Genomic DNA, 11,501 nt, shown 5'->3' with positions numbered 1-11,501 from the left:
ACCATGCCTGGACCTATATCTGGTCCCAGGTTTATATCCATGCTTTTTATTCTGTTCATGATTTCATTATCTATCTATTCATCCCAAAGTGAAAAATTTATGGTTACATCTGTACACTCCTCCTAATCAATAGGCGGCTGTTTCCTTTTCATTCATATTTCCGTACCAGAGCTTGATTTCGGGTACCGGAAACGGCCTTCTATTGCGCATACACACCCTTTAACTCCACAATTTATGACATCGTTTATCTCCAAGTGCATTATTGCGCTGATGGTGCTGGCAGCGCTATGCACCAAAGCGGACGCACAACTGATCCTGAACAGGCAGGTCGTTGGCACTAATGGCGGCAGTGGCAACCTTCAACAGGTATTGATTCAATATACCATAGGGGAACCGGTCGTGCTGCCTATTACAGACGGGCGGTTGCTGCTGACACAGGGGTTTCAGCAGCCCTATGAGCTTCCTCCCCTGCCACCCGGAAAGAGCCCTGTGAAAAGTTACATTCTGTTTCCCAATCCTGCTCTCACCACTGTAAAAGTACAGTTTGAACTGCTCGCCGATGCGATGGTGAACATCCTGATGCTCAATACAGCCGGGCAAGAGGTGTACAACAAGCAACACCAGGCCGGGCAGGGCACTTCCACGGTAGTGATACCGGTCAACCGTTTCGCTGCAGGGATTTACACCGTTGTGCTGAAAGTGGGCGTCAACATTTATTTCGAAAAACTCATCGTGCAGTAATTAAATGTCGTAATCATGAAATATGATCGAATAATTCTACTTATTTCCGGCATACTGGCCGGCATGCCGGCAGTCCACGCGCAGAAGACACCTCAGCAACCACCTAATATCGGAGCGAGCTTTTTGCTGGTCAACCCCGATGCCAGGTCAAGCGGGATGGGTGATGCCGCCACAGGCATCAGCCCGGACGCCAATTCCATTTTTTCCAATGCGGCTAAAATCGTCTTTGCAGGAGACTGGGGCGCAAGTGCTACTTATTCGCCCTGGATGTGGGAGTTGAACAACTACAAATCAAACATGGCCTTTGTATCGGCCTACAAAAACCTGAATGACAACGAAGGCATCGGGGCATCCATGAAATATTTTAATTATGGGGATGTCACGTTCCGGGATGAAAACGGCACTATACTACAGAACTATTCTCCCCGGGAATTCGCCATAGACGGCGCCTATTCCCGCAAACTGGGAGAACATATGTCGATGGCCATCACGATGCGCTATGTCCGCAGTCAGCTGGGGCAGGGCTCTTTCAACGGGTTACAGCAGAAGCCCGCTTCCGCCGTGGCCGGAGATGTGAGCTACTATTACCAGAACAGCAAGGACTACCTGGATTTCAGTAACCGGTATTGTCTGGGTGTCAGCATCACCAACATCGGCACCAAACTTCAATACACGGACGATAGCCGCCAGAAGAGTTTTTTGCCCATGAACCTGCGGATAGGCGGCAGTTACACGTTTGTGCATACCGGAGACCATGAGTTTACGCTGGCATTAGACATCAACAAGTTACTGGTCCCCACCCCACCGCTGTATGACAGCACCGGCCTGATCTTAAAAGGCCAGGACCCTAACCGTAGCGTTGTCAATGCCATTTTTTCCTCTTTTGGCGATGCACCCGGAGGTTTTGGAGAAGAAATAAGAGAGTTTACGATTGGCAGTGGTATTGAATATGCTTACAGGCAGTGCTTCTTTGTACGGACCGGCTATTTTTATGAGAACCCCCATAAAGGCTACCGGCAACATTTTACCAGCGGCCTTGGTGTAAGAGTGGCCAATCTGCAGCTGGACCTGGCTTACCTGATCCCCACTTCCAACAGTCTGCGGGAAAGGAGGACCCTTAAATTTTCCCTGTTATACAATATCGGCAGACATACCGCTGCTACTATCACCCCTTCTGTAAACCCCGACATCACACATTAAGCAATTATTGAATAAAATACCAGTTATGACAAAAAGATACTTGTTTATCCTTTGCTGCACGCTGTTTTCCTTACAGCTTTATGCACAAAACGGCCTTAGGACCATCAACTACCAGGCAGTGGCCAGAAATGGCAATGGCACCATGCTGGTCAATGAAAATATAAAGGTGAGAATCACCATTTTGGGCGGTTCACCGTCAGGACCGGTACAATACCAGGAAACTCACAGCACCACTACCAACCAGTTAGGGCTTTTCACCTTGCAAATTGGCGGAGGAAATGCTACCAGCGGTAATTTCAGCGCCGTTCCATGGGCAAATGCCAACCAGTTCATTAAAGTAGAAGCTTCCACTGATGGCGGCAACTACCAGGAACTGGGCACTTCTTCCTTTGCTGCCGTTCCTTATGCACTATATGCCGCCAATGGGGTGTCTGGCCCCAAAGGAGACAAGGGTGATACAGGGCCGGCCGGACCAGCAGGCGTGGCTGGCATTGCCGGTGTTACAGGTACAGCGGGTGCTACCGGACCTACAGGGCCAATAGGGCCGGCGGGTGCGAAAGGAGACATGGGGCCGGCGGGGCCAGTTGGGCCGACTGGATCGGCAGGACCGGCAGGACAGACCGGCCCCACTGGTGCAACAGGTGCCAAAGGAGACAAAGGTGATGTAGGTGATACAGGTCCTGCCGGACCGATTGGACAAACAGGACCAGCCGGTATCCAGGGTGTAAAAGGAGATAAAGGAGACCCTGGTGAACAAGGACCAGCAGGGCCTCAGGGGCCAGTCGGCCCTCAGGGACCAGCCGGAGAGCCTGGATCGTGTGGCCCACAAGGGCCCAAAGGTGACCCAGGTGATCCTGGAAATCCAGGTGCGCAAGGACCACAAGGTCCTAAAGGTGACCCAGGAGATCCCGGAAATCCAGGTGTGCAAGGACCACAAGGCCCCAAAGGTGACCCGGGCGATCCCGGAAATCCAGGTGCGCAAGGACCACAAGGTCCTAAAGGTGACCCAGGAGATCCCGGAAATCCAGGTGTGCAAGGACCACAAGGCCCTAAAGGTGACCCGGGCGATCCCGGAAATCCAGGTGCGCAAGGACCGCAAGGTCCTAAAGGTGACCCAGGTGATCCCGGAAATCCAGGCGCGCAAGGACCGCAAGGCCCTAAAGGTGACCCGGGTAATCCCGGAAATCCAGGCGCGCAAGGACCACAAGGCCCTAAAGGTGACCCAGGTGATCCCGGAAATCCAGGCGCGCAAGGACCACAAGGCCCTAAAGGTGACCCAGGTGATCCCGGAAATCCAGGTGCGCAAGGACCGCAGGGGCCCAAAGGAGACCCAGGTGATCCCGGAAATCCAGGTGCGCAAGGACCGCAAGGGCCCAAAGGTGACCCGGGCGAGCCCGGAAATCCAGGTGCGCAAGGACCGCAGGGTCCTAAAGGTGACCCAGGTGATCCCGGAAATCCAGGCGCTCAAGGACCACAAGGGCCCAAAGGTGACCCAGGAGATCCCGGAAATCCAGGTGCGCAAGGCCCACAAGGCCCTAAAGGTGACCCAGGTGATCCCGGAAATCCAGGTGTGCAAGGACCACAAGGCCCCAAAGGTGACCAGGGGGATCCCGGAAATCCAGGTGTGCAAGGACCACAAGGTCCTAAAGGTGACCCGGGTAATCCAGGAACTCCAGGTGCGCAAGGACCACAAGGTCCTAAAGGTGATCCGGGTGATCCCGGAAATCCAGGTGCGCAAGGACCACAAGGTCCTAAAGGTGACCCGGGTGAGCCCGGAAATCCAGGTGTGCAAGGACCACAAGGTCCTAAAGGTGATCAGGGCATACAAGGTCCAGTTGGTCCGACTGGGGCTACTGGCGCGCAAGGCCCTAAAGGTGACCAGGGAGTTCAGGGCGCACAAGGTCTTAAAGGAGATCCTGGTGCGCAAGGCCCCGCTGGCCCGACTGGTGCTATTGGGGCTACTGGAGCTACCGGTGCGCAAGGTCCTAAAGGTGATCAGGGCGCACAAGGTGCAACCGGAGCGAATGGTCCTCAGGGAGCAACCGGCCCCCAGGGGCCACAGGGAGCGCCTGGTACGATTGCTATTCCTTACAGCGGTAGTGGTACCGTTAATGGCTCTAATTCTCTCTTCAGTCTGGTGCTCAATAACGGAAACGGGAATTTTTTCGTTTTCAAGAATCAGAATTCCAATGTGGCCCGTATAGATGACAATGGAAAAGGATTCTTTAATGGCGGCACTGCCAATAGTGGTGCAGATCTGGCGGAAGCATTTGATGCTACGGGCGGTATTTTATTATATGAACCGGGGGATGTGATGGCGATTGCCACCAATACGGACCGTACCATCGAAAAATCTGCGGGGGCATATTCCTCTCTGGTTGTTGGCGTGTATGCCACCAAACCGGGGGTATTGCTGACAGAAGAACATATCGACACAGATATTTCCAGCAAAGTTCCGCTAGGTGTAGTAGGTGTAATTCCGACCAAGGTATGTAATGAGAACGGTCCTATTCATCGCGGAGATATTTTAGTTACGGCCAGCAAACCTGGTTATGCCATGAAAGCCGACCTGAACCTGTTGAAACCGGGCCAGGCAATCGGTAAGGCGTTACAGGAATTTACCGGTGAAACCGGCAAGATCAAGGTATTAGTCAATGTGAGATAAGCAGTAAATCTAACCAATTAGCTAAGGCCGTCGGGTTCTCCCGACGGCTTCTTTATGTCTGGCATATCCGGAGATAAAGCTTTTAAGTCAGGCCTGCAGCGGCACTGGCGCTAACGCAGGAAGGAGAAACAGGTTGAAATGATGATTTTAGCAGACGGTGGTATGAAAAGAAGAAGTTTAAAAGACGACCGTTATAGCACGTGCCAGGTAAAAAGGACGCGTTCAAAAAAGCGGTTGTATTGAAAGGGGGGGGGAATTATTCCGGTTATCCACATTCCGGGCAGGCCGGACGATGCTCCTGCAAATCTGCTATGGTAATGGGGTGTTCAGTTTATCAACCGGGTTATGCAGGGGTTACGCACACTAAAAGCACGGGTTATCCACATAAAAAGGCAAACAGCTCCGGAGAGGAACTGTTTGCCAAATATATTGAGTTGCCCTTTCGGGTTATAACTATACTCTGAAGTGAGAGAAAGCTTTGTTAGCTTCAGCCATACGGTGAGTATCTTCTTTCTTCTTGAATGCTGCGCCTTCACCTTTGCTTGCTGCTACGATTTCATTTGCCAGCTTATCAGCCATGCTCTTACCGTTTCTTTCTCCGGCGTAACGAACCAGCCATTTGATGCTCAGGGATACTTTTCTATCCGGACGAACTTCAGCAGGGATCTGGAAGGTAGCACCACCGATACGGCGGCTTCTAACTTCTACAGCAGGAGTTACGTTGTTCAATGCTTTTCTCCAAACTTCATAACCGTTTTCACCGGTCATCTGGCTTACCTTATCCACGGCATCGTAGAAGATTTTATAGGCAATGCTCTTTTTTCCTTGTTCCATTACGTTATTAACGAAGCGGGTTACCAGCTTGTCGTTAAACCGAGGATCCGGAGCCAGAGGCAATTTTTTTGCAGCTTGCTTTCTCATTTATTGAAAATTACGACTATTTATAATTGATTATTTTTTAGCCTTTTCCTTTTTAGTACCATATTTGGAACGGCTCTGCTTTCTGTCTTTCACACCGGCAGTATCCAAGGAACCGCGAACGATGTGGTAACGAACACCTGGTAAGTCTTTTACCCTTCCACCACGGATCAGTACGATAGAGTGTTCCTGCAGGTTGTGACCTTCACCAGGGATATAAGCAATCACCTCAACTTTATTGGTCAAACGCACCTTTGCAACTTTACGCAAAGCGGAGTTAGGTTTTTTAGGCGTGGTTGTGTACACACGAGTACAAACACCACGACGCTGAGGGCAGCTATCTAATGCCCTGGACTTAGACTTAGCCCGGATAATTTCTCTTCCTTTTCTTACTAATTGTTGTATAGTAGGCATTCTTTACCTAGTTTTTTATGTCGGTTTACAATGACATCCAAATTTCCCATAAGGGATTTTGGGAGGGCAAAGGTAAAACTATATATGTGAATAACAAAATTGTTTCGAATATTTTTTGCCGGTTTTGAAGTTCCAGGTAGTCGAAGACTGGTCAAACGTGATCTGGTATAAGCAGGATATCAAAATCCGGATTGCAAAGGTAAGATTTCCTTTAGAATCTACCATAAAAAAATAGGGTCGATTGCCAGACCCTATCTTTTATTATTTTGATAATATATACCTGCTTATTTTTCACCAACCTGATAATTCCAATGGCGGGTATCTTCTGCACGGCCGGTGCGGATAGCATCGAGCCGGCGGATAACTTCCGCGCCGGTTTCATATTTAGTGGTGTCCAGTTTGATCTGGGTATCCAGGTAATCGAGCTGTTCCACATAGGCCAGTGAGGAAGCGGTACCGGTGCCAAAGACTTCGCGGAGAGTGCCATTTTTATAGGCGGCCACCACTTCGTCAATAGATATTGGTCTTTCTTCCACGGTAAGACCGAGGTCTTTCAGCAGATCGATCACGCTGGCGCGGGTAACCCCTTCCAGGATGGTGCCTTGTTCCAGATCAGGGGTAATGGCCGTATTGCCAATAATGACAAATACGTTCATGGTGCCGCACTCCTGCAGGTATTTGTGCTCATAGCCATCTACCCAGAGGATTTGGTCGTAGCCTTTCTTTTTAGCCTGCATGGTTGGATACATGGTACCGCCATAGTTGCCCGCAGCTTTAGCATACCCTACACCGCCGGGGAAAGCCCGTACATATTTATCCTGCACCAGGAGTTTAATCGGTTTGTTGAAATAAGGACCGGCCGGCGAGTTGATAATCGCAAAACGGTAGGTATCAGAAGGGCGTACCCCGATGAATTCATCCATTGAGATCATAAACGGACGCAGATATAGGGAGCAACCCGGTCCTGTTGGCACCCAGTCGCGGTCCAGATCTATCAATATGTCCATACCGCCGATAAAGAGCCATTCCGGCACCTGGGGCATACCCATCCTTTCGGCAGAGAGGTTAAATCTTTTGTAGTTATCATAAGGACGGAAGATCATCGGGTTGTCCTGAGTATCTTTATAGGCCTTGATACCTTCAAAAATGGCCTGTCCATAATGCCAGGCGGCATTGGAAGGGCTTACAGAAAAATTCTGAAAAGGCAGGATTTCGGCATTTTTCCACTCTTTTCCATCAAAATCGGCTACCAGCATGTGGTCAGCATACTTTTTACCGAACACCAGATTATTAAAATCCACTTCACTCAAACGGCTATGCGTAGTTTTTGTGACTTTGATCTTCTGTAATGCTTCTTCCTTTACTGTTGATTTAGCTACCATCATGGTTAATCAATTTTATCTCAATATTTTTACACTTTCTTGCGTTGGATGGCCGCATTTGCGGATACGGCAGTGCAAATAAACTGATTTTTCCCCACGCGGGATTTTGATATTAAATTAAATTATAATAATATGTCGCTCGACCAATTAGACCTTGATCCGTATTATCTGGCTAAAATCTTTACCCAGCCGATCATTCCCGGGAAAAGCGTACCGGTTGCAGCGCCGCAAATTGAGGTACCCAAAGTCAAATATTTAGGAGAAAATCAAAAAAACGTTGCGCTCTTCATACAAAACGAAAATGAAGCCTACTTAAATGATGAATTATTCAACCTCCTTACCAATATATTAAACGCCTGTAAACTCGGGATGCAGGACGTATCCCTGATGAACACCTCTCCTTACCCGCAACTGGACTACACTTCGTGGCAGGCTGCTGTAAAAATAGAGAAGGCCATTGTATTTGGCGCCGCATCGGCACCGCTGGGCCTGACAGATGCGCCTCTTTACCAGCTGCTGACCGTCAACAGCACTACCCTGCTGCTTTCTGACGAACTACAGGTAATCGGGGCCGACAAAGTGTTGAAAGCCAAATTATGGGCTGGATTAAAGCAACTACTTGGCATTTAATTATTTTAATATTTGCTCATTTTATTATTTTATTTGGGGATTTTGGAATTTTGAGATCCGGAGATTTAGAAAATTAAACAGATGAAACTGATTTTTGCTACCAATAACGAAAATAAAGTGAAGGAGTTCCGCTCCCTGCTGGGCGATCATTTTGAGATCATCACGCTGCTGGAAGCGGGTATTGACATCGATATCCCTGAGCCGCACGATACACTGGAAGAGAACGCCCGTGAGAAATCGACCACCATTCACCGGATGACAGGCCAAAACTGTTTTGCTGAAGACACCGGACTGGAAATCAACGCACTGAACGGCGCCCCCGGCGTATTAAGTGCCCGTTATGCCGGTGAACAGAAAAAGTCAGCTGACAATATCGTTAAGGTACTGGAGGAGATGGAAGGCGCCAGCGACCGCAGCGCCCAGTTCCGCACAGTCATTTCCCTGATCCTTGACGGAAAAGAGCACCAGTTTGAAGGTATCAGTCGCGGTAACATTACGGACCATACTTCCGGAGAGAAAGGCTTCGGCTATGATCCGATCTTTATCCCAGAAGGCGCCAACCGCACTTTTGCCGAAATGGACCTTGCCGAAAAAAACCAGTACAGCCATCGTGGCCGTGCCTTTGAAAAATTCGTGGCCTTCCTGAAAACACTACCTGTTTAACATCTACCTAAACATCTACCTAAAAAATAATGGCAAGAATAAAAATAGACCTACCGGAGAAATTCGGGTTCAACACAACGATACCTATCAGAATACAGGATGTTAACTATGGCGGACATGTTGGCAATGATGCCATTCTGTCCATTATGCACGAAGCCCGCATGCAGTTCATTCAACAGGCGGGCTACAAGGAACTGGACCACGAAGCAGGCACCGGCCTTATTATGGCCGATGTTGCCGTAGCCTATAAAGGAGAAGGTTTCCATGGCGATATCTTTACCGTGGAAGTGGCAGCAGGAGAATACAGCCCTTTCGGTTTCGAACTGTTCTATCACCTTACCACACAGCGCAACGGTCAGACGATCACTATCGCCGCCGCCAAAACCGGTATGGTGTGCTTTGATTACAAAGCCCGTAAAGTCATGAAATTACCGGCCGAGATGAAAGCCGCTATGGAAGCGTTGGGTAACGTTGACACACAAGGGTGAAGCCAGGCCTCCCAGGGCTGTGCGCCCTGGGTTACGATGTTACTCAGGTATCATTATCAGCAGAAAACATTAGTTAATTACAAAAGCCTTTTAGGGCATCATTACTATATAATATACTCAATATGATGGAAACAAATACTACAGCCAGTTATCTGGAAAAAATAATTGCCAGTCGCCGTACCGTGAAGCCTACCAGCATGAACGGCCGGAAAATAGCCGACGAAACCGTACAACAGCTGCTGCAATTGGCAGACTGGGCCCCCACCCACGGCTATACGGAGCCCTGGTACTTCGTTGTATATGGTGGTGAAAAAGTGCAGGAGTTCTGTACCGCTCATGCCGATCTGTACAAGCAGTTCACTCCGGCAGACAAATTCATTCCCGGCAGCTATGACAAACTGAAAAGTCAGGGTGACCTGGCTTCCCATGTGATTGCCATCTGCGTGAAAAGAGGCAGCAATCCGAAAATTCCGGTAATAGAGGAAGTTGCGGCGGTATCCTGCGCCGTACAGAATATGTGGCTGAGCGCTACCGCCCAGGGCATTGCCGCCTACTGGGGCTCCGGCGGGATGACCTTCCACCCTGCCATGCAGGACTACCTGGGACTGGGCGACGAAGACCAGGTACTGGGCTTCTTCTATCTTGGTTATACAGACGAACCGGCACAACCCGGCAAACGCCTGAAACCATTGTCTGAAAAAGTGAAATGGATGTAATTATTTAGAATTTAGTTATTAGGTTATTTAACTATTGGGGAGCGGTTTGCAAATCCAATGGTTAAATAACCTAATATCAAGATAGTATATATCCTTTGGCGAGCGTTTCAAATGTTTGCAGCTGTTCGTTGACCCAATGCCCGTCCCTTCCCAGTTCCTGCGCCATAATATTTGCAACGGCAGGGGCTATACGTAAAGCTTCCCGTGCGTCCAGAAAAAGCAGCCGCACCCTTCTGGCCAGAAAATCAGCGATGTTCCGTGCCATTTCTTCCCTTACTGCCCATACCACCTGTACTTTGAGGATACCGAAAGGTTCGCTCAGCACCTCCTGTAATGCCGGATGTTCCTTCATCAGCTGTTGCAGCCCGGGCACGTCGCTGCCATAGAAATACCAGGGATCTTCCCAGTTCATACCGGAAGCAGCGCCATGGACAGGCATTGAATGGGTCGCCGATTCCGTCAGTTTCCAGCGCAGGGATTTTTCCAGCTGATGGATGACATCTTCCGCCATACGGCGGTAGGTGGTCCATTTGCCGCCGATGATAGTCACCAGTCCGGAAGCGGCCACAATGATTTTATGGCTGCGGGATATCTCTTTCGTTTTATGTCCTTCCGCTTTTGCAGCCGCCAGCGGACGCAGGCCCGCCCATACGCTCAGCACATCGCTGCGTTGCGGCGCTCTGACCAGGTATTGTCCGGCGGTCCGCAGGATAAAGCTGATTTCCTCCTCCAGCGCATGCGGCTCCAGGCTGATATGGTTAATGGGCGTATCCGTGGTGCCTACCACCACTTTGTTGTGCCATGGCACTATGAACAGCACACGTCCGTCGCTGGTGGCGGGGATCATCAGCGCGTTGTGCCCGGGCAGGAAACTGCTGTCAAGCACCAGATGCACGCCCTGGCTGGCCGCTATGGACTTCGGAGCGTCGGGGTCGTCCATCTCCAGAATATCATCCGCAAAAACGCCGGTCGCGTTGATTACCGCTCTGGTATTAAGATATATTTCAGGACCGCCGTTCAGTGTATCCCTGACCGTTAGTCCGCTGATATTACCGCCTTCATCTTTACGGAGACTGGTGATTTTCATATAGTTCAGCACCGTACCTCCTTTATCTGCGATGGTTTGGGCCAGGTTCACCGCCAGGCGGCTGTCATCGAACTGGCCATCGTGATAGAGGACGCCGCCGGCGAGGTGTTCCGGTTTCAGTGTAGTCAGTTTTTCCAGTGTGTCCCTGCGGGAGATATGCACCGATTTGCCAAGGCTGAGGCGGCCCGCCAGCCAATCGTACATTTTGAGGCCGATCGTATATTTGAGGTTTTCCCATGCGCTGAAAGTGGGGATAATGAAGCTGAGGTTGCGCACCAGATGGGGCGCATTATGTGCGAGGCGGCCACGTTCCACGCTGGCCTCCCGGACAAGGGAAACATCGCCCTGGGCCAGGTAACGCACCCCTCCGTGCACCAGTTTAGTGCTTTTACTGGACGTGGAGGCCGCAAAATCGGCCTGTTCCAGGAGCAGGGTACGGTAGCCCCTTGTCACCGCTTCCAGCGCGGCACCTAAACCGGTAGCACCACCTCCGGCCACAATAATATCCCAGGGCTCCAGGTCTTTTCTCAGGGCTGCAACAATAGCTTCTCTTTTCATATACGATTTTTCGGGTACTTACAAAATACTGCGGAAATA

13 protein-coding genes are annotated in these 11,501 nt (G+C 50.2%); 9 read left to right on the top strand and 4 right to left on the bottom strand.

The genetic code is table 11. From position 1 onward, the window contains the following. The first annotated feature begins 234 nt into the window (after positions 1-234). The 5 genes from HGH92_RS15660 to HGH92_RS33835 all read left to right on the top strand — a co-directional run bounded on the left by HGH92_RS15660 (position 235) and on the right by HGH92_RS33835 (position 4,606). Positions 235-741, top strand: coding sequence for a T9SS type A sorting domain-containing protein (locus HGH92_RS15660; RefSeq protein WP_168871738.1), 507 nt, complete (start codon positions 235-237; stop codon positions 739-741). A 15-nt stretch (positions 742-756) separates the two neighbouring features. Next, a complete protein-coding gene (gene porV, locus HGH92_RS15655; RefSeq protein ID WP_168871737.1) occupies positions 757-1,941 on the top strand; it encodes a type IX secretion system outer membrane channel protein PorV in 1,185 nt (394 codons plus the stop codon). Between the two features lie 353 nt (positions 1,942-2,294). Continuing rightward, the gene (locus HGH92_RS33850) at positions 2,295-2,483 is read left to right on the top strand and encodes a hypothetical protein (RefSeq protein ID WP_247655042.1); all 189 of its coding nucleotides are present in this window, start codon (positions 2,295-2,297) and stop codon (positions 2,481-2,483) included. Between the two features lie 207 nt (positions 2,484-2,690). Continuing rightward, a complete protein-coding gene (locus HGH92_RS33840) occupies positions 2,691-4,145 on the top strand; it encodes a hypothetical protein (RefSeq protein ID WP_247655041.1) in 1,455 nt (484 codons plus the stop codon). Next, positions 4,133-4,606 carry a hypothetical protein gene (locus tag HGH92_RS33835; RefSeq protein WP_247655040.1) on the top strand — a complete coding sequence of 158 codons (474 nt, stop codon included), beginning with the start codon at positions 4,133-4,135 and terminating at the stop codon, positions 4,604-4,606. The genes HGH92_RS33840 and HGH92_RS33835 overlap by 13 nt, the downstream gene beginning before the upstream one ends. 453 nt (positions 4,607-5,059) lie before the next feature. Here the strand turns inward: HGH92_RS33835 and rpsG are convergent, their stop codons facing one another. The 3 genes from rpsG to HGH92_RS15635 all read right to left on the bottom strand — a co-directional run bounded on the left by rpsG (position 5,060) and on the right by HGH92_RS15635 (position 7,323). Next, on the bottom strand, positions 5,060-5,527 hold the full coding sequence (gene rpsG / locus HGH92_RS15645) for a 30S ribosomal protein S7 (protein WP_143307685.1): 468 nt from the start codon (positions 5,525-5,527) through the stop codon (positions 5,060-5,062). Between the two features lie 30 nt (positions 5,528-5,557). Further along, positions 5,558-5,938, bottom strand: coding sequence for a 30S ribosomal protein S12 (rpsL, locus tag HGH92_RS15640; protein ID WP_012789278.1), 381 nt, complete (start codon positions 5,936-5,938; stop codon positions 5,558-5,560). Between the two features lie 284 nt (positions 5,939-6,222). Then, a complete protein-coding gene (locus HGH92_RS15635) occupies positions 6,223-7,323 on the bottom strand; it encodes a branched-chain amino acid aminotransferase (RefSeq protein ID WP_168871735.1) in 1,101 nt (366 codons plus the stop codon). A 129-nt stretch (positions 7,324-7,452) separates the two neighbouring features. On the opposite strand from HGH92_RS15635, the gene HGH92_RS15630 reads away from it, so the two are divergent. The 4 genes from HGH92_RS15630 to HGH92_RS15615 all read left to right on the top strand — a co-directional run bounded on the left by HGH92_RS15630 (position 7,453) and on the right by HGH92_RS15615 (position 9,817). Beyond that, positions 7,453-7,950, top strand: a complete 498-nt coding sequence (locus HGH92_RS15630) for a hypothetical protein (protein ID WP_168871734.1) — start codon at positions 7,453-7,455, stop codon at positions 7,948-7,950. A gap of 81 nt (positions 7,951-8,031) precedes the next feature. Beyond that, positions 8,032-8,613, top strand: coding sequence for an RdgB/HAM1 family non-canonical purine NTP pyrophosphatase (rdgB, locus tag HGH92_RS15625; RefSeq protein WP_168871733.1), 582 nt, complete (start codon positions 8,032-8,034; stop codon positions 8,611-8,613). A gap of 29 nt (positions 8,614-8,642) precedes the next feature. Then, positions 8,643-9,101 carry an acyl-CoA thioesterase gene (locus HGH92_RS15620; protein ID WP_168871732.1) on the top strand — a complete coding sequence of 153 codons (459 nt, stop codon included), beginning with the start codon at positions 8,643-8,645 and terminating at the stop codon, positions 9,099-9,101. A gap of 122 nt (positions 9,102-9,223) precedes the next feature. Beyond that, positions 9,224-9,817, top strand: a complete 594-nt coding sequence (locus HGH92_RS15615; protein WP_247654956.1) for a nitroreductase — start codon at positions 9,224-9,226, stop codon at positions 9,815-9,817. Positions 9,818-9,893: 76 nt separating this feature from the next. Here the strand turns inward: HGH92_RS15615 and HGH92_RS15610 are convergent, their stop codons facing one another. Continuing rightward, on the bottom strand, positions 9,894-11,462 hold the full coding sequence (locus HGH92_RS15610; RefSeq protein ID WP_168871731.1) for a glycerol-3-phosphate dehydrogenase/oxidase: 1,569 nt from the start codon (positions 11,460-11,462) through the stop codon (positions 9,894-9,896). Between the last annotated feature and the right edge of the window lie 39 nt (positions 11,463-11,501).

Source organism: Chitinophaga varians (assembly GCF_012641275.1).
Taxonomy (GTDB): domain Bacteria; phylum Bacteroidota; class Bacteroidia; order Chitinophagales; family Chitinophagaceae; genus Chitinophaga; species Chitinophaga varians_A.
Note: the sequence above shows the minus strand (reverse complement) of the source record. Positions and strands in the feature narration are given on the sequence as shown.